At 64.3% G+C, this 17,415-nt stretch carries 15 protein-coding genes; 9 read left to right on the top strand and 6 right to left on the bottom strand.

Going from position 1 to position 17,415, the window contains the following annotated elements:
• Positions 1–37: 37 nt before the first annotated feature.
• The gene (locus tag QQK18_RS14865) at positions 38–853 is read right to left on the bottom strand and encodes a FadR/GntR family transcriptional regulator (protein WP_284341262.1); all 816 of its coding nucleotides are present in this window, start codon (positions 851–853) and stop codon (positions 38–40) included.
• 413 nt (positions 854–1,266) lie between these two features.
• On the opposite strand from QQK18_RS14865, the gene chvE reads away from it, so the two are divergent.
• The 8 genes from chvE (at position 1,267) to QQK18_RS14825 (ending at position 8,640) form a co-directional block, all read left to right on the top strand.
• A complete protein-coding gene (chvE, locus tag QQK18_RS14860) occupies positions 1,267–2,328 on the top strand; it encodes a multiple monosaccharide ABC transporter substrate-binding protein (RefSeq protein ID WP_348523236.1) in 1,062 nt (353 codons plus the stop codon).
• A 117-nt stretch (positions 2,329–2,445) separates the two neighbouring features.
• Positions 2,446–3,978, top strand: a complete 1,533-nt coding sequence (gene mmsA / locus QQK18_RS14855; RefSeq protein WP_284341137.1) for a multiple monosaccharide ABC transporter ATP-binding protein — start codon at positions 2,446–2,448, stop codon at positions 3,976–3,978.
• Positions 3,975–5,207 carry a multiple monosaccharide ABC transporter permease gene (mmsB, locus tag QQK18_RS14850; RefSeq protein ID WP_284341136.1) on the top strand — a complete coding sequence of 411 codons (1,233 nt, stop codon included), beginning with the start codon at positions 3,975–3,977 and terminating at the stop codon, positions 5,205–5,207. Before mmsA ends, mmsB begins: the two co-directional genes overlap by 4 nt.
• A 96-nt stretch (positions 5,208–5,303) precedes the next feature.
• Positions 5,304–5,783, top strand: a complete 480-nt coding sequence (locus QQK18_RS14845) for a GNAT family N-acetyltransferase (protein ID WP_284341135.1) — start codon at positions 5,304–5,306, stop codon at positions 5,781–5,783.
• 84 nt (positions 5,784–5,867) lie between these two features.
• Positions 5,868–6,398, top strand: coding sequence for a peptide deformylase (def, locus tag QQK18_RS14840; protein ID WP_284341134.1), 531 nt, complete (start codon positions 5,868–5,870; stop codon positions 6,396–6,398).
• A gap of 78 nt (positions 6,399–6,476) precedes the next feature.
• Positions 6,477–6,929: an NUDIX domain-containing protein gene (locus QQK18_RS14835; RefSeq protein WP_284341133.1), complete on the top strand. Its 453-nt coding sequence runs from the start codon at positions 6,477–6,479 to the stop codon at positions 6,927–6,929.
• Positions 6,930–7,000: 71 nt separating this feature from the next.
• On the top strand, positions 7,001–7,606 hold the full coding sequence (locus QQK18_RS14830; protein WP_284341132.1) for an HAD-IA family hydrolase: 606 nt from the start codon (positions 7,001–7,003) through the stop codon (positions 7,604–7,606).
• 218 nt (positions 7,607–7,824) lie between these two features.
• Positions 7,825–8,640 (top strand): nucleotidyltransferase domain-containing protein, encoded by an 816-nt coding sequence (locus tag QQK18_RS14825; RefSeq protein WP_379996013.1) that lies wholly within the window; start codon positions 7,825–7,827, stop codon positions 8,638–8,640.
• On the opposite strand, the gene QQK18_RS14820 is transcribed toward QQK18_RS14825, so the two are convergent.
• The 5 genes from QQK18_RS14820 to QQK18_RS14800 form a co-directional block, all read right to left on the bottom strand.
• Positions 8,627–9,106 (bottom strand): P-loop nucleotide/nucleoside kinase family protein, encoded by a 480-nt coding sequence (locus QQK18_RS14820; RefSeq protein ID WP_284341130.1) that lies wholly within the window; start codon positions 9,104–9,106, stop codon positions 8,627–8,629. The genes QQK18_RS14825 and QQK18_RS14820 overlap by 14 nt on opposite strands.
• Positions 9,106–12,228: an efflux RND transporter permease subunit gene (locus QQK18_RS14815; RefSeq protein WP_284341129.1), complete on the bottom strand. Its 3,123-nt coding sequence runs from the start codon at positions 12,226–12,228 to the stop codon at positions 9,106–9,108. Before QQK18_RS14815 ends, QQK18_RS14820 begins: the two co-directional genes overlap by 1 nt.
• Before the next feature lie 10 nt (positions 12,229–12,238).
• Complete coding sequence (locus tag QQK18_RS14810) at positions 12,239–13,459, bottom strand: efflux RND transporter periplasmic adaptor subunit (protein WP_284341128.1); 1,221 nt, start codon at positions 13,457–13,459, stop codon at positions 12,239–12,241.
• Between the two features lie 114 nt (positions 13,460–13,573).
• Entirely contained in the window at positions 13,574–14,404 is an 831-nt protein-coding gene (gene sseA, locus QQK18_RS14805) for a 3-mercaptopyruvate sulfurtransferase (RefSeq protein WP_284341127.1), read from the bottom strand.
• Positions 14,405–14,602: 198 nt separating this feature from the next.
• Entirely contained in the window at positions 14,603–15,616 is a 1,014-nt protein-coding gene (locus tag QQK18_RS14800; RefSeq protein ID WP_284341261.1) for a LacI family DNA-binding transcriptional regulator, read from the bottom strand.
• A 500-nt stretch (positions 15,617–16,116) separates the two neighbouring features.
• Here QQK18_RS14800 and QQK18_RS14795 point away from each other — a divergent pair, with 500 nt between their 5' ends.
• Positions 16,117–17,385 (top strand): ABC transporter substrate-binding protein, encoded by a 1,269-nt coding sequence (locus QQK18_RS14795; RefSeq protein ID WP_284341126.1) that lies wholly within the window; start codon positions 16,117–16,119, stop codon positions 17,383–17,385.
• Positions 17,386–17,415 lie beyond the last annotated feature (30 nt).

The following is a 17,415-nucleotide window of genomic DNA, read 5'->3' as shown; positions in this document are numbered from 1 at the left end:
ATCGCCGCTGTTGCGGTCGGTCCGGTTCGGGGGCGGATTATTCGGCGATGCGCCTTGCCGCTGCAAGCGATTTCGGTCCGGCCGATGCGGGCGGCAGATTACCGCCGAGTTCGCTTACCGCCACGCGGATGTCGCGCATGGTGTCCTTCAGATGGTTGCGCATGGCATCGCCCGCCAGGCGCCCGTTGCCCTGCCTGATGGCGTCGAGCACGCGCTGGTGCGCATCGATGGTATCGTCGAGGGTCTGCCCGCGGGCAAGGCTGCCGCGCCGGCTGATGAAGAAACCTTCCGCCAGTGGACCGGCCATAGCCTCGAACAGATAGCTGAGGATACGGTTGCCGCTGGAGAGCGCTATCGCTTCGTGGAAGCCGACGTCGGCGAGGTTGAAGTCGCGCTCGCAGGCATCCCGATCCTCGCCGGCGACCGCCCGCTGCGCGGCCGCGCGCATCTCGGCAAGCGCGCCTTCGATTGCTGCGAGGCCGGCCCGGTTGGCCCGCTTGGCGGCGAGCGTTGCCGACTGCACCTCGAGTGACAGGCGCACCTCGACAAGGTCGAACACGCCCTTGGCATCGTTGTGGATGATGGCAGCGAGAAAATCGGTGAAGGCGGAGCCGTCGGGCTCGCGCACCGTCGCCTTGCGACCGCGGGCGATCTCGACAAGTCCGCGCCCCTCGAGAAGCTTGACCGCCTCGCGTACAGTCAGGCGGCTGACGGCATACCGGCTGGCGAGCTCAGCTTCGCTCGGCAGGTGCGTGCCCGGGACCATGGCTGTCAGAATGAAGTGCGCTAGGTCACTGGCGACCGCGCTTGCGGCGCTTGCGGCCTCAGTCTTGTCCGGATCGGATCGAGCCAGGACACCCTCCCAACGTATCTGATATCTTTCGCTTTTTTTGTGATTCTCGCGCGCATTCTGCGCGTCGGCTCTCCTCGTCAGGGGACGATAGGCGTGAACTCGCAGCTATGCAATGGGCCTGTTTCCGGCGGTCTCTGGGTTTCGAGGCTTGAAAAAAATAGAGTGAGGACGCGCGTGATCGCTTTACTTGCCTATCTGACTGGACTAGCGTCGCGCTCGTGGGCTTGGAGGGGTTCCGGGCGGCAGACGCCGTCTTGGGAGGACGACGACACGCCGCGCAGCAAGCTGCCGATTCGGACGTTCCCGATCGGCTGCGTACGCGTATGCGCGGCCATCGCTCTCTTCTCGTGATCCTCGCGCAGGCGCCTCGCCACGCAGTCAAAAACGACAAAGGGAGTCGAGACGTGAGCTTCATCAAATCAATCGCAGCGGCCGTCGCCGTCAGCGCCATGGCGCTGGGCGCTACTGCTGGTGCCTATGCCCAGGACAAGGGCACCGTCGGTATCGCCATGCCGACGCAGTCGTCGCTTCGCTGGATCAGCGACGGCAACGAACTGAAGGCCGCCCTCGAGGGCATGGGCTACGGCACCACGCTGCAGTACGCCGAGGACGACATCCCCAACCAGCTCGCCCAGATCGAGAACATGGTCACCACCGGGGTCAGGGCGCTGGTCGTCGCCTCGATCGACGGCACCACGCTGTCGGCGGTGCTGCAGCAGGCGGCCGATGCCGGCATCATCGTCGTCGCCTATGACCGGCTGATCCGCGAGAGCCCGAACGTCGACTACTACACCACGTTCGACAACTTCCAGGTCGGCGTGCTGCAGGCGTCCTCGCTCCTCAAGGGCCTCGGCTACCCCGAGGAAAAAGGTCCGTGGAACATCGAGCTCTTCGGCGGTTCGCCCGACGACAACAATGCCTTCTTCTTCTACGACGGCGCCATGAGCGTGCTGCAGCCGCTGATCGACGAGGGTGTACTCGTGGTCAAATCCGGCCAGGCGGGTATGGAGACCGTCGGGACGTTGCGTTGGGACGGCGCGGTCGCCCAGGCCCGCATGGACAATCTGCTGTCGGCCCACTACTCGGACGGCAGCCGCGTCGACGGCGTGCTTTCACCGTATGACGGGCTGTCGCGCGGCATCATCTCGTCGCTGCGCGGCGTTGGCTACGGCTCGGCCGACCAGCCCTGGCCAGTCGTGACCGGCCAGGATGCCGAGGTGCCCTCGGTCAAGGCGATCATCGCCGGCGAGCAGTACTCGACCGTGTTCAAGGACACCCGTGAGCTTGCCCAGTATACCGCGCAGCTCCTCGACACAGTCCTCAGCGGCAGCGAAGTCGCCGGGCTCGACACCACCACCTACGACAATGGTGTCAAGGTCGTTCCCTCGATCCTGCTGACCCCCTATGAGGTCGACGCTTCTAACTACGAGGAGCGGGTGATCGCGACCGGCTACATCAAGGCCGAAGACCTGTAGTAAGCCGCATCGAGAGGGCTTTGCCGCAAGGCGAAGCCCTCTTCCGCCTATCTGCCGATCCTGTGTCCTGCGCTACGGCGTGGGATGCAGGATCGGCTCGCTTCCAACGGGCAGAGCATGAACAAAACCATTCTGGAGATGCGCGGCATCACCAAGACCTTTCCCGGGGTCAAGGCGCTGCAGGACGTCAATCTCGACGTCGTCGAGGGCGAGATCCACGCGATTGTCGGCGAGAACGGGGCCGGCAAATCGACGCTGATGAAGGTCCTTTCCGGCGTCTATCCGCACGGCAGCTACGAAGGCGATGTGGTCTTCGAGGGCCATGAGTGCCACTTCCACGGCATCCACGACAGCGAGCGTGTGGGCATCGTCATCATCCACCAGGAGCTCGCCCTGGTGCCGCTGCTTTCCATTGCCGAGAATATCTTCCTCGGCAACGAGCGGGCAAGAAACGGTGTCATCGACTGGCACGAGGTCCGCTCGGGCGCCAGAAAGCTCCTCGACATGGTCGGGCTCAACGAGGATCCCGAAACGCTGGTCACGCACCTCGGCACCGGCAAGCAGCAGCTCGTCGAGATCGCCAAGGCGCTCGCCAAGGAAGTCAAGCTTCTCATTCTCGACGAGCCGACCGCGAGCCTGGCCGAAAAAGACAGCAACGCGCTTCTCGACCTCCTGGTCGCCTTCAAGAAGCAGGGCATCGCCTCGATCCTCATCTCGCACAAGCTCAACGAGGTTTCCAAGGTCGCCGACCGCATCACGGTGCTGCGCGACGGCAAGACCATCGAGACGATGAACCGGGAAGAGATCGGCGAGGACCGCATCATCACCTCCATGGTCGGCCGGTCGATCGAGGACCGCTATCCTGGCCGCACGCCGCAGATCGGCGAGACACTGTTCGAGGTCGAGAACTGGGTGGTCCACCACCCGATCCACACCGAGCGCCAGGTCATCAAGGGCGTCGACCTGGCCGTGCGCAGGGGCGAGGTCGTCGGCATCGCCGGCCTTATGGGGTCCGGGCGCACGGAACTGGCCATGAGCGTCTTCGGGCGCACCTACGGGCACGGCATCACCGGCCAGGTGCGCATGAACGGCAAGCCTGTGGACACATCGAGTGTCAAGAAAGCCGTCGATGCCGGCATCGCCTACGTCACCGAAGATCGCAAGACCTACGGCCTCAACCTCATCGACCACATCAAGCACAACGTCACAATCGCCAACCTCGTTGGTGTGTCGCGCGGCGGGGTGATCGACGATCTGGCCGAACTGAGGGTTGCCAACGACTATCGGGCACGCACCAACATCCGCTCTTCGAGCGTCTATCAGCTCACCGGGAACCTCTCTGGTGGCAACCAGCAGAAGGTCGTGCTCTCCAAATGGCTGTTCGCCGATCCGCAGCTCTTGATCCTCGATGAGCCGACCCGCGGCATCGATGTCGGAGCCAAGTACGAAATCTATACCATCATCAACAAGCTCGCCGGAGAGGGCAGGGGCATCCTGATCATCTCTTCGGAGATGCCCGAGCTCCTTGGCATCTGCGACCGCATCTATGTGATGAACGAGGGCCGGATCGTGGGCGAACTCGCCGGGAACGAAGCCAGCCAGGAGAAGATCATGCGCGCCATCGTGCGTGGAGAAGGAAAGACAGCATGAGCAGCGAAACCGTCAACTCGGCAGCCGCGCCCGGAGCCCGCTCCTCGGTGCGTGCGATCATCCAGTCGAACCTGCGCGATTACGGGCTCGTGGTCGCGCTCCTGGCAATCATGGTGTTCTTCCAGTTCGCCACCAACGGCACGCTGTTCAAGCCGGTCAACCTCACCAACATCGTCCTGCAGAACTCCTACATCATCATCATGGCGCTCGGCATGCTCCTGGTGATCGTGGGCGGGCATATCGACCTGTCGGTCGGCTCTGTCTCGGGTTTTGTCGGCGCGGTGGCGGCGATCCTGATGGTCGAATACGACCTCAATCCGCTGGTCGCGGCAATCCTCTGCCTCGGCGTCGGCGCCCTTATCGGCGCCTCGCAGGGCTTCTGGATCGCCTACCTCAAGATTCCCTCATTCATCGTGACGCTGGCCGGCATGCTGGTGTTCAAGGGGCTGTCGCTTGCCATCCTCGGCGGGCGTTCGGTCGGGCCTTTTCCGCCCGAGTTCCAGATGCTTTCGGCCGGATTCATTCCCGACGTCTTCGGGCCGATCACCATTCCGCAGGGCGAGGCGGCGCCGATCACGCTGCACACCACGACGCTGGTCATCGGCATTGCGATCGTCCTTGCCATCGTCTATTTCAGCCTCACCTCGCGGGCGAGCCGCGAGCGGCACGGCTACCAGGCCGAACCCTTCGCGCTCTTTGCCGTCAAGACCGCGATCATCGGTGCGCTGATCCTCTTCTTCACCTATACGCTCGCCTCGTATAAAGGCATCCCGAACGTGATGGTGGTGATGTCGATCCTCATCGCCGTCTTCGTCTTCATCACCCGCATGACGACGCTGGGGCGGCGCATTTATGCGCTCGGCGGCAATGCCAAGGCTGCGCAGTTGTCGGGCATCAAGACCGAGCGGCTGACCTTCTATATCTTCGTGATCATGGGGATGCTGGCGGCGCTTGCCGGCCTGATCTTCGCGGCCCGCCTCAACACGGCGACACCGAAAGCCGGCCAGGGCTTCGAGCTCGATGTCATTGCCGCCGTCTTCATCGGCGGCGCGTCGATGGCGGGCGGCGTTGGCCAGGTGGCGGGCGCGGTCATCGGCGCCTTCATCATGGGCGTGATGAACAACGGCATGTCGATCATGGGCGTCAACATCGACTGGCAGCAGGTCATCAAGGGCCTGGTGCTGCTTGGGGCGGTCGTGTTCGACGTCTACAACAAGAACAAGGCCTGACCTTAGTCCTTACAATCGCGTAAAAGGCCGCTGGGGCAACCCGGCGGCCTCTGTTTTTGCCGGGAGTGTCGGATAGCGTTCGATTGGGAGGTCGCAGTGGAGATCGTTGTCAGGTCTTACACAATCAAAGATGTGGACGTGACGATAGAGATCTTCCTGCGGGCAATCCGAGAGGTCTGCTCAAGAGATTATACGCCTGCCCAGGTTGATGCGTGGGCAAAGGTCGAGGACGGCGCCGTGTGGGCGGCCCGGCGAGCCAGCAGGCCTACTTGGATCGCTCACATTGGTGCTCAGGCGGTCGGCTTTGCCGACCTGACGTCTGACGGTTTGCTCGACATGATGTTCGTACATCCCGAGTTCCAAGGATTGGGCATCGCTTCGCGCCTGCTGGAGAGCGTGGAGAACGAAGCGCAACGGCAAGGTTTCGCCCGGGTCCACACAGAAGCGAGCAAGACCGCCCGGCCGTTTTTCGAGCGGAGAGGGTTCCACGTCTTGAAAGCCCAAACGGTCGAGAAGCGCGGGCAAAGGCTGGAGAACTTCCTTATGGAGAAGTCCTGTCACGCCGGTCTCCCATAACGCGCCCTTGACCGCCCTCGCTTGATCCCCCGTCGCCCGCTCCATACATTGAGCGCTTACGCTTGCCTACCGAAGCGAGGTCACATGCCCGACGAACCGATCCTGCCCATCGACGATCCCCTGTTGAAGCGGCCTTCCGAGGTCGTTACCCGCTTCGACGACGAACTGCGGGCGCTCTCGCAGAAGATGTTCGAGGTGATGGACAAGGCCAAGGGCGCCGGTCTCGCTGCGGTGCAGATCGGGGTGCCGAGGCGCCTCGTGGTGATGGACGTGCGCGATAATGAGGATCGGCGCCATCGGCTGACGCTGGTCAATCCCGAGCTCCTGGTATGGTCGGACGATATGGTGCGCGGCGTCGAAGGGTGCTTGTCGATGCCGGACTACACCGTTCCCGTCGATCGATCGGCGCGTGTGCGCGTGCGCTATCAGGATCTCAGCGGCGAGGTGCACGAGACGGACGCCGACGGTGAGTTCGCGGTCTGCCTCCAGCACGAAATCGATCATACCAACGGCATCCTGTTCACTGACCGCGTCTCACGCCTGCGGCGCGACAAGGCGCGCAAGCATTTCGCCCGCGTGCGGCGTGATGCCGAACGCGGCCACGCGATCGTCTAGCTCTCTTCCGCTGCGTGCTCGGCGTCCGGGACGCGCACCGGCGGGCGAGGCGCTCGGTCTTCTGAAAGGGTGTGCACAGTGAAGCACCGCATTTCCGTCGGGGCGCTCGTGCTCAGGAACGAGCGGCTGTTGCTGGCTCGGCATTGCGTCCCGGGCAAGTATGATTTCTGGGCTCCTCCGGGCGGAGGTGTTGAGGGCGACGAGGAAATGTCGCTAGCCGTGGAACGGGAGACGTTCGAAGAGACGCAGATCCGTGTACGGGCCGATCGCCTCGCGTATATCGACGAGCTGATCGACGACAGCGGCAGGATGGTGAAATTCTGGTATCTGGCCGCATACGTCGCGGGAGAGATCGAAGTGCATGCCAATCCGGCCACGGAAGAGTCCATCATCGAAGCTGGATGGTTTGCCCGAGGGGAGTTCCCTGCCGGCTATGTTTTCCCGGAGGTCTTGCATGAGGCGTTCTGGGAGGAATTGGCCTCAGGCTTTGTGGCGCCGAGGAAATTGCCTCTTCAGAAGGCGATCTTTTAGGCTTCCCGGGCGAATCGGCATTCTGTTGGTGGAGCCTGGGCTTTTCCTGTGCCGCTCCAAGGGGGACCAAGATGCGCACGATAATGATGGATGTGGACGGTGTGCTCGTCTGCGGCCGCCCTCAGGACGGTGCCCACCTCTTCACCGATCTGAAGCAGGACCTGGGCATTCCTCCTGACGTTCTCCAGCGAGAGTTTTTCAGGCCGCGATGGTCTGCCATCGTTACGGGCCAAAAGGCGTTGGTTCCAGAACTCTCGGAGGTGCTCGCCGTGATTGCGCCGACCGTCAGCGCCGAAGCGCTGATCGACTACTGGTTCGTGAACGATTCCCGCATCAACCAGGACGTGCTCCGTGCGATCGGCGAACTTCGCGCCGCAGGCGACCGTGTCTATCTCGCGACCAACCAGGAGCACATGCGCGCGAATTACCTGATGACTGACATGGGCCTCGAAGGGCACGTCGACGGCATCTTCTATTCGGCGGTGCTCGGGCATCGCAAACCTTCCAATGAGTTCTACACGCTTGCGACGGAGGCCGCAGGTACTCCTCCCGAGAGTATCGTCCTGATCGACGACACACAGGATAATGTCCTGGCTGCGCGCGATTTCGGATGGAACGCCGTGCATTGGAGGCCGGGGATGACGTTGAGCGGAGAGCTAGCCGCCTTCACTTCTTAATGCACGGCGCGTATCGAAGCGGCCGAAGAAACTGCCGCTGCAGAAGACCAGCCAGGATTTGACATCTCGCGCTTGGGCGATCTAGCATTCGCGCATGAACTGCATTTTGCTCATCTCGACCACCTCCACCACCACCGCAACGCGGTGGATGGTCGTGGCATGAACTAAAGTCAGTTCGCTGTCGCTATGCCAACCCCGCCGGACGCGAGCGGGGTTTTTTGTTCCCGGCGCGTCCCGATTTTGAGGACGTCACCTTGGAAAAAGTTCTAAGCAATCTCGCAGATCGCGCACTTGCTGCCGCCAAGACCGCGCTGGCTATTCGCTTCGCTGGAGCCGACTTCGCTTACGCTACCGGCTCAATCATGCGCGGCGAAGGCACCGCTTGGTCGGATATCGATCTCGTCGTCGTTTTCCCTTCGCTGGAAAGGGCGTGGCGCGAGTCATTTGTCCAGGAAGGCTTCCCGGTCGAGGCCTTCGTCAATGACCCGGAGACCCTCGCGTACTATCTCGGTCGTGATGCCGAGAGCGGCTGCCCGATCATGGTGAACATGGTGGCGACTGGCACGATCCTGGGTGTCGATGTCGAGAAGGCGGGGGCCATCCAGGCGGAAGCAGCGAAGCTTCTGGCGGCAGGGCCAACTCCGCTTGCTGGGCCGAGCTATGAGAGCCTTCTTTATCTGGTGACCGACCTTGCCGATGACCTGCGCGGAGAACGTCCGCGCGGGGAGGTGGCTGCCATAGCAGCGCAGCTCTACCAGAAGCTGGCCGATCTGACGTTGTTGGGCCGTGGCGCCTGGACCGGCCGAGGAAAATGGGCGCCACGGCTTCTGGGGAGGCTCGACGCCGACCTGGCAGAAGCCTTCGAGACTGCCTTCCGGCTCGCAGCTCAAGGGGAGGGTGCTCAGCTACTGGCTCTTGCGGATCGCGAACTCGCTTTGCACGGTGGGCGCTTCTTCGACGGGTACAGGCAGGAAGCGCCTCTCGAGGCGCGCCGGGTCGGCTCACAGGATGGTGTACAGCCTACGCCTGGGTGATTTCCGGAAAGATCGCGTCCTCATCGTCTGCCAATGGCTCAAAACTCGCTTTGAGCAGTTCGAAGGTGGCGCGGCTGATGAACAGGCTCCCAGACAAAGCCTCATTGCGCTGTTCGATACGCGCCCACGCGACCTCATCGGGGCACGTCAACGCGTAGAGGCGAGATGATGCACCCATCGCCGCGGCCATCCGCCTGACTTCGTCTCGCTCAGTGCGCGACCAGAAGCCTAGGTCGAGCACGACATTCACCTGCAGCTTTACACATTTCGGCCAAAGCTCCGCGACCAGGCCAGACACACGCCGGTAAAGGTCGGGGAACTGGTCGGCAGGTGGATCCTCGCCGTAGAGACGGCTCATCCATTCGTCATGGGTGAACCGAAGAGCGGGCAGCTGCGCTTCAAGCCGTTTCGCGAAAGTTGTCTTCCCCGAACCGATGAAACCGTGGATCATATGGACGGTCGGCATCACTCCGCCGGCTCTGTGCGTGCCGTTCCCGCTGCATCGAGCTCGCGCTCGAGCCGCGCCTCTTCTTCCACCTTGGGCTTGGAGAAACGGGCCAGCAGCAGGTAGGCAACGGGCGTCAGGTAGAGTGTCGAGATGGCGGCAAAGCCAAGCCCTCCCACGATCACCCAGCCGACCGCCTGGCGCGCTTCGGCGCCGGCCCCACTTGCCAGTATCAGCGGCACGCCGCCGACGATCGTGGCGATCATCGTCATCATCACCGGGCGAAGGCGGATATTTGACGCATCCTCCACCGCCTGGCGCACGCTCATGCCGCGATCGCGCAGCTGGTTGGCGAACTCAACGATGAGGATGCCGTTTTTGGCCATAATGCCGACGACCAGCACAAGACCGATCTGGCTGTAGATGTTGAGGCTGCCGCCGGTCAGGAGCAGCGCATAGAGCGCCGCGGCAACGCCGAAGGGCACGGTCGCCATCACGATCACCGCGCTCATGAGGCTCTCGAACTGGGCGGCGAGCACCAGGAAGATGATGACGAGCGCAAAACCGAAAGTCACCATCAGCCCGTTATTGGCCTCCCCGATGGTCTTGGCTTCGGCGAGCGGCATAACCGAGACTCCCTGCGGCAGCACCGGCCGGGCGATCTCCAGCATCTGGTAGTAGGCATCGCCCAGCGCCAGGCCCTCTTCGAGACTCGCCGACACATTGACCGCGCGGCGCTGCTGTTCGCGGCGGAGACGCGGGGAGACCGGTGCCTCTTCGAGGGTGGCGATCGTCGACATCGGCACGTAGCGCCCGTCACCGGTCTTGACGAAGAGGGTCTCGAGGTCGCGCGGGTCGTTGACCGGATGGCTCGTCGAAACCAGGCGCACCGTATAGCTCGCGTCGTCGACGAAGACGGTGCCGATGTCGGTGCCATCGATCAGCGCCTGCATGGTGGTCGAAAGCCCGTTGATGTCGATGCCGAGCGCGTCGGCGCGCTGACGGTCGACAGTCAGGGTCAGTTGCGGCTGAGTGGCGTCGAAATCCACCTGCACGCGTCCGAACCGCCCGTCGGCCTCGAGACGCGCGGCGATCTCCTCGGCGGTTTCGGCGAGCACGCCGTAGTTGGAGCCGGTGACGGCGAACTGCAGGCCCGAGCCACCGCCGCGGATGCCGAGGCTGTTGCCTTGCCGCAGGAACGCGCGCACGCCCGGGACGGTCGCGGTCATGTCGCTGATCTCGGCGGCGATCTCGGATTGATCGCGGGTGCGGGCATCCCAAGGCGCCAGCGTAAGGAGCAGCATGCCGCCATTGTCCCAGCCCGAAAGCACGAAGAGCGAATCGGCCTCGCCGCTGGCCACGTAGGGCTGCAGCATGGTCTCGATACGGGTCATCTGGGTGCGCACGTAGTCAAGGCTGGCGGTCGATGGCGCCGAGACCCCGATCGCGATCTGTGCGCGGTCCTCGGGCGGTGTGATCTCCTGGCGCAGGCTGGTGAAGACGAACCAGGATGAGGCGGCAAAGAGGATGGCGATAAGCAGCACGACCAGCGGATTGTCGAGCGCAAGGCGCAGCGTCGCCCGGTAGAACCAGGCGAACCCAGCCCCGATCGCGGCGAGTGGCCCCTTGCGCGGCGGCTCTCCGGCGTCGGCTGCGCGCAGCATGCGCGAGGCGATCATCGGGCCGAGGCTCAGAGCCACGACCGACGAGATCAGGACCGCAATGGCCAACGTGAAGCCGAACTCGCGAAAGAGCCGGCCGGTCTGGCCGTCGAGGAACGACAGCGGCACGAAGACGGCCGCCAAAGTCAGGGTGGTGGCGACGACGGCGAAGAAAACCTCCTGGGTGCCGAGCACGGCGGCAGCGCGCGGGCCCGCGCCCATATGCTTGCGGCGCACGATGTTCTCGAGCACGACGATGGCGTCGTCGACCACGAGCCCTGTTGCCAGCACGAGGGCGAGGAGGGTCAGGATGTTGATGGAGAACCCTGCCATGTAGATGCCGGCGACGGCGCCGAGGAGTGCGATGGGCATGGCAACGGCCGGCACGATGATCGCCCGCCAGTCGAGGAGGAAGAGGTAGATCACCGCGACGACCACCACGAGGGCGACGAGGAGGGCGATCTGGACCTCGTGGAGGGCGCCTTCGATGAAGACAGCGTCGTCACCGGAGACCTTGATGCGGATGCCGTCCGGCAAAGTTTCATTCAGCGTAGCGACCGCCGCATGCACGCCATGGGAAATGTCGATGGTGTTGGACTGGGCCTGGCGCACGATGCCGAGCCCGATGCCCGGCCGCCCGTCCGAGCGCAAGGCGCTGGTGCTGGCGGCCGCGTCGAACACCACCGAAGCGACATCGCGCAGCCGCGTGGAGCCATTGATGATGATCGCTTCGAAGTCCTCGGGGGTGGTCACCTCGGAGATGGCACGCACGGTGATGTTCTGGTTCGGGCCGTTGAGGGAGCCTGCCGGGGTGTCGAAGGCGATGGTTGCGAGCGCGTTGCGGATGTCGGCGACGGTCAGGCCGTGGCTCGCCAGCCGTACCGGGTCGACGTCGATCTCGAAGGCGCTGGTGCGCGTGCCGTAGACCTGCACCTCGGCAACGCCGGGCACGGCGGCGAGCCGCTCGGCGATGGTATCGTCGACCACCTCGCTCAGTTGCGCGAGGGAGAGTGTGTCGGAGGTTACCGCCAGGCGCATGATCGGCTGGGCGTCGGAATCTGCCTTGAAGATCGTCGGGTCGTCTACGTCGTCCGGAAGGCTCCGCGTCGCGCGGCTCAATGCGTCGCGCACGTCCGAGGTCGCAACGTCGAGGTCGGTGCTCTCGGAGAACTCCAACGTCACGCGGCTCGAGCCGTTGGAGGAGCTTGACGAGATGGCGGTGACGCCCTGTACGCGCGCAACAGCCCCTTCCACCACCGCCGTTACCTCTCGGTCGACGGTTTCCGCCGCCGCGCCCTCGAAGCTCGTCGAGATGGACAGCACCGGCTGTTCGACGCGCGGCAACTCGCGCACCTCGACGCCGAAGAGGGCGGCAAGGCCGGCGACGACGATCAGCGCATTGACCACCGCGGCGAGCACGGGCCGGCGCACGAACAGCGCCGCCAGGGTTCCGCCGCTCTCGTTCTTCCTGGCGATCGACATGGCGCGCTCCTCAGGAGTCAGCGGCGTCGGTCGCCGCCTCGGCCGCCTCAACGGCGCTGGTCCCGTCGGGGCCGTCGAGCAGGTTAACGGCCATGCCGTCGTTCAACTGCAATATGCCCTCGGTGATGATGGCGTCGCCCGGCTGAAGGTCGGCACGCACCAGAACGCCGTCGCTGTTGCGTTGAACGATCTCGGCCATCACCCTTGTCGCCGTGCCGCCCTCATATCTCCAGACATAGGAGCCTTCGGCCGACCAGAGAATGGCCAGCGGATTGACCGTGGGATACTCCTCGCCGGAAAAGCCGAGCTCCACGGTGAACGACATGCCCGCGCGCATCAGGTTTTCTTCGTTGGGGATGGAGGCCTTGACCTGCAGGGTGCGGCTTGCGGGATCGATGCGGTTGTCGGTCGCGCTGACTTCCCCGGCAAAGTTGCGACCGGGCAGCGCGATGGCCGAGACGATCACCGACATGCCCGGCTCGATCCGCGCCGCATAGCGCTCGGGCACCCAGAAATCGATGTCGATGGCCGACGTATCGTCGATGGTCGTCACCGCTGTCTGGGCGGCGAGGTAGTTGCCGGGTGTTACCTGCATCAGCCCGACGATGCCGGAAATGGGCGCCACGATGTTGCGCCGCTCGAGTTCGATCTGCGCGCTGCGCAGTTCGAGCTCTGCGGTGTCGGCGGCGAGCCGAGCGGCTGCAAGCGCCGAGGTCGCGACGAGACTCGATCGGGCCAGTTCCTGCTGGCGCTCAAGCGTTACGCGCGCATCCTCGGCCGCGAGCCGCGCCCGGTCGTAGGTGATCTGCTCGGTCTCGGAGTCCAGCCGCCCGATGACGTCGCCAGCCTCGACCAGATCGCCCGGCAAAACCAGCAACTCCTCTAGCGTCCCGCCCGAGGGCGAGGTCACGGTCACCGAGCGGACTGCTGTGCCCTCGCCGATGGCGATCAGGCCAGCGTTCACGGTAGCCAGCGTCACCGGCGTCGTCGTCACGTTGACGGCGCGCGCACCGAACCGTCCGGCAGGCCCTGCCGCTCCGGGCCCTCCCGGTCGCGGTCCCGCACCAGGCCCCGGCACCTGCACGTTGCCGACCACTGGTTCGGCGGCCGGCGTGAAGGGCAGGGTGATGCCATAGTCGGCCAGCGTTTCCTGTGCGCCCGGTGCCAGGAAAACCCAGGCGAGGAAGGCGCCCGCCAAAACTACAAGTGAAGCCAGGAGCTGTCTTATCAACCGCCGCGATCCTAAAGAGGATGGAGATATCGCCGCGCAGGGTGCCGCTGGCGATCGTGGCGCACTTTAGCAAGGCCAGCGCCGTTATTGCATTAATTCACAGTAAGTTTTGGGTCAGGAGACCGGTGTATCGGTTCGGCCGCCCCATTCGGCCCACGCGCCGTCGTAGATGGAAACCTTTTGCGCGCCCGCGATTTCGAGGGCGAGGGCGAGCACTGCTGCCGTCACGCCCGAGCCGCAGGTGGCGATCACTGGCCGGGCCGGATCGATGCCTGCGGCTGCAATTTCAGCCTTGAGCTCGTCGGCCGGTTTCATCTGCCCGTCGCGCACCAGCGCGGTAAAGGGCAGGTTGCGGCTGCCGGGGATGTGCCCCTGGCGCAGTCCCGGCCGGGGCTCGGGCACCTCCCCGCGAAACCGGCCTTCCGGCCGCGCATCGGCAATCTGGGCCGTTCCGTCCCGTACGTGCGCGGCGACGGTCTCGAGATCGGCGACAAGCTCGGGCACGAATCGGGCTTCGAACGCGCGCAGGGGCCTCTCCACCGGTCCAGCCTCGATGTGCCGCCCCTCCGCCCGCCATTTGGCGCCGCCGCCGGCGAGGATGCGCACATCCTCAGCGCCCATGGCGAGAAATGTCCAGCGCACGCGCGGCGCGCTGAAGAGACCGGCTTCGTCGTAGACGACGATGGTCATCGTTTCGGAGATGCCGAGCGCGTCGACGGCCGCGGCGAACTCGCGCGGCGAAGGCAGCATGTGCGGCAGATCGGTCGATTTGTCGGCGATCTCGTCGATCGGGAAGAAGACGGCGCCCGGGATGTGGCCAGCAAGGTATTCCGCATGGGCGTCGCGTCCGGCATTGGGCAGGTACCAGCTGGCATCGACGACGACGACATCGGGATCGGTCAGATGCGCGGCGAGCCAATCGGTGGATACGAACGGCGAGGGCATGCGAGGCTCCGGTTGTGAGGATAGTTACCCCCCTCCCGTCCTCCCCCACAAGGGGGGAGGCGCCGGTTCCGTGGAGGGCGAGGGATTTGCAATAAGGGCACCATCCACCACCACTCGTCGGGTGTCACCCGGTGGGTGAGATGTAATTCGATGCAAGAACCCGAAGCGTTGAAAGGCACGGCATCTCACCACCCAGCCCTAAACCGGCGGCCCCGAGGACTGGCGCAGGACCAGATCGACAGGCCAGATTTCGTGGATGAGGCCGGCGGGCTTGCCCTCGAACAGCTGCAGGATCAACTCGCCGATACGTACGCCCGCCGCGCGGATCGAGGAGCGGGTGGTGGACATGGTCGGGTACATGTTGTCGGCGTTGAGATAGGGGAAAACGTCGTCGTGGGCGATGATCGAGACGTCCTTGCCCAGTTCGTGGCCCGCCTGGCGGATGGCGCGGAAGATGCCGAGCGCGGTCATCATCGATCCGGCAAGGAAGGCGGTTGGCCGTGGCCGCAGTTCCAGCATGCTCTGGGCCATGCGGAAGGCGACTTCGTCGGTGAAGGTGGCATTGGCCATCAGCGCCGGATCGACGGGAATGCCGCGCGCGGCGAGCGCTGCGCGGAAGCCCGCCTCCCGGTGTTCGGCGAAGGTGCGGCCGCGCACGCCGTTGACGAGTGCGATGCGTCTGTGGCCGAGGTCGATGAGGTGGGAGGTTGCCCGCTCGACGGCACCCTGATTGTCGATGTCGAGCCAGGCGTGCGGACGGCCGATCTCGGTGCGCCCGTGCAGCACAAACGGGATGTTGAGGTCGAGCAGCAGCTCGGCCCGCTCGTCCTTGACCTTGGGCGAATGCAGGATGAAGGCGTCGACCTTCTTGCTGGCAGCGGCGCGGCGGTAGGTGGCCAGCTCGTCCTGATAGGTGTCGACGGTCGTCAGCACGATGTCGATCTCCTCTTCGGCGAGGCGACCGCCGAGGCCGGCGATGAACTCGGTGGTGTGCGGGCCGAACTCGTCGGAGCCGCGCAGCACGAAACCGACGGCGCCTGCGCGGCCCGTGGCAAGGCGCCGGGCACTGGCGTTGGGTCGATAGCCAAGGCGGGTGGCCGCCTCCTGTACCATCAGGCGCGTCGACTCCTTGACCTCGGGATAGCCGTTGAGGGCGCGGCTGACCGTGGTTTGCGACAGGCCCAGATGTGCGGCAAATTCCTTGAGCCTCATCTTCGTGTAGCCCTCGGCAAAAAACGCCATGCTCCCAATCGGTTACGAATGGGACGCAGTGTTGGAGCGATGCTCAAAGGGCACGCAGGCCGGCTTGGACGACGGCTTCTGCTCTCCTCCCTGGCGCGCATTCAAAGCGATTTCAATTTTTTTGGCAAGTGCCGAGAAAGTCCATCGTCCGCCTGAGGTGCGTACGTCAGACGGACTCGCTCCTCTCAATCGTGTCCGTCAGGAGCCGAAGCACATATCTTATTGTAATATATGTTAAAAATCTGAGTGGGTCGGAATAGCTGCGAAAATCGGGCCGTGGCCCGCTTGACAGGTTTTCGCGCCTCTGGTTCTTTTTCATTCAAAGCGCTTTGGGAGAGACGGGCGGGACCTACCGCCGTCGATTTGAGTGCTTTTGACGGGAGGAAGAAGATCAAGGCCGGTGTGCCCTTACACATCCGGCCGGTTTTCGTGCACCTCCCAATCTTTAGGTTTTTTTCGGGAGGATTCTCATGAAGATCAACAAGTTGCTTGTCGGCCTGCTCGGTAGCGTCGCATTGACGGGCGGGGTCGCGCAGGCTGCGGATCTGGCGATCGTTTCGGGCGATACGGGCACTGGCCTCGCGTTCCTGCGCAGCCAGCTCGATCGCTTCGAGGAAGAGACCGGCCACACCGTAACCGTCGTGCCGATGCCGTCTTCGACCACCGACCAGTTCGGTCAGTACCGCCTGTGGCTGGCCGCCGGCAACACCGACATCGACGTCTACCAGACGGACGTCATCTGGGCGCCGCAGCTCGCCGACCAGTTCCTCGATCTTACCGAGGCGGCAGCCGACGTCGCCGGCGAGCATTTCCCCTCGATCATCGAGAGCCAGACCGTCGATGGCAAGCTCGTGGCGCTTCCGGCCTTCACCGATGCGCCGGCGCTCTACTACCGCACGGACCTGCTCGAGAAGTACAATAAGGAGGTCCCGACCACCTGGGCCGAGCTCGAGGCCACCGCCCAAGAGATCATGGACGGCGAGCGGGCCGAGGGCAACAACGACATGTGGGGCTTCGTCTTCCAGGGCAATGCCTATGAAGGCCTGACCTGTGACGCGCTCGAGTGGGTGGTTTCGAACGGCGGCGGGCAGATCGTTGAAGCCGACGGCACCATCTCGATCAACAACCCGCAGGCGGCCGAAGCCATTGACCGGGCGGCCGGCTGGATCGGCACCATCGCGCCCGAGGGTGTGCTGGGCTACATGGAGGAGGAAAGCCGCGGCGTCTGGCAGCTCGGCAATGCTGTCTTCATGCGCAACTGGCCTTACGCCTATTCGCTCGGCAATGGCGACGACTCGGCGGTCAAGGACCTCTTCGACGTGGCTCCGCTCCCGGCCGGCGAGGGCGAAGGCGCCCGTTCGGCGGCAACGCTCGGCGGTTGGAACGTGGCGGTCTCCAAGTACTCGCCCGATCCCGATGCGGCCATCGAGCTTGCTCTCTTCTTGTCCTCCTCCGAGGTGCAGAAGGAGCGGGCCATCATGCAGTCGAACCTGCCGACGATCGAAGCGCTCTATGACGACGCCGAGGTCGCCGAGGCCCAGCCGATCATCCCGGCCTGGAAGGAGATCTTCCAGAACGCCGTGCCGCGTCCGTCGGCGCCCACCAAGACCGACTACAACGAGGTCTCCTCGCTCTTCTGGAGCGCGGTCCACGACACGCTCTCGGGCAATGGCTCGGCGGCCGAAAATCTCGAAATCCTCGAGGCGGATCTCACCGACCTCAAGGGCGACGGCTGGTAAGTCCTCCTGCCGGCAACCCTTTCCGGCACC

It is taken from the genome of Devosia nitrariae (assembly GCF_030160115.1).
Taxonomy (GTDB): domain Bacteria; phylum Pseudomonadota; class Alphaproteobacteria; order Rhizobiales; family Devosiaceae; genus Devosia; species Devosia nitrariae.
The sequence above is the reverse complement of the archived record's forward strand: the minus strand, read 5'-3'. Positions and strand labels throughout refer to the sequence as shown.

Coding starts and splice junctions, on each gene's coding strand:
- QQK18_RS14830 (WP_284341132.1), top strand. CDS start 7,001: ATGCGCACGATAATGATGGATGTGGACGGTGTGCTCGTCTGCGGCCGC.
- mmsA (WP_284341137.1), top strand. CDS start 2,446: ATGAACAAAACCATTCTGGAGATGCGCGGCATCACCAAGACCTTTCCC.
- sseA (WP_284341127.1), bottom strand. CDS start 14,404: ATGCCCTCGCCGTTCGTATCCACCGATTGGCTCGCCGCGCATCTGACC.
- QQK18_RS14800 (WP_284341261.1), bottom strand. CDS start 15,616: ATGAGGCTCAAGGAATTTGCCGCACATCTGGGCCTGTCGCAAACCACG.
- QQK18_RS14820 (WP_284341130.1), bottom strand. CDS start 9,106: ATGCCGACCGTCCATATGATCCACGGTTTCATCGGTTCGGGGAAGACA.
- def (WP_284341134.1), top strand. CDS start 5,868: ATGCCCGACGAACCGATCCTGCCCATCGACGATCCCCTGTTGAAGCGG.
- QQK18_RS14795 (WP_284341126.1), top strand. CDS start 16,117: ATGAAGATCAACAAGTTGCTTGTCGGCCTGCTCGGTAGCGTCGCATTG.
- mmsB (WP_284341136.1), top strand. CDS start 3,975: ATGAGCAGCGAAACCGTCAACTCGGCAGCCGCGCCCGGAGCCCGCTCC.
- QQK18_RS14815 (WP_284341129.1), bottom strand. CDS start 12,228: ATGTCGATCGCCAGGAAGAACGAGAGCGGCGGAACCCTGGCGGCGCTG.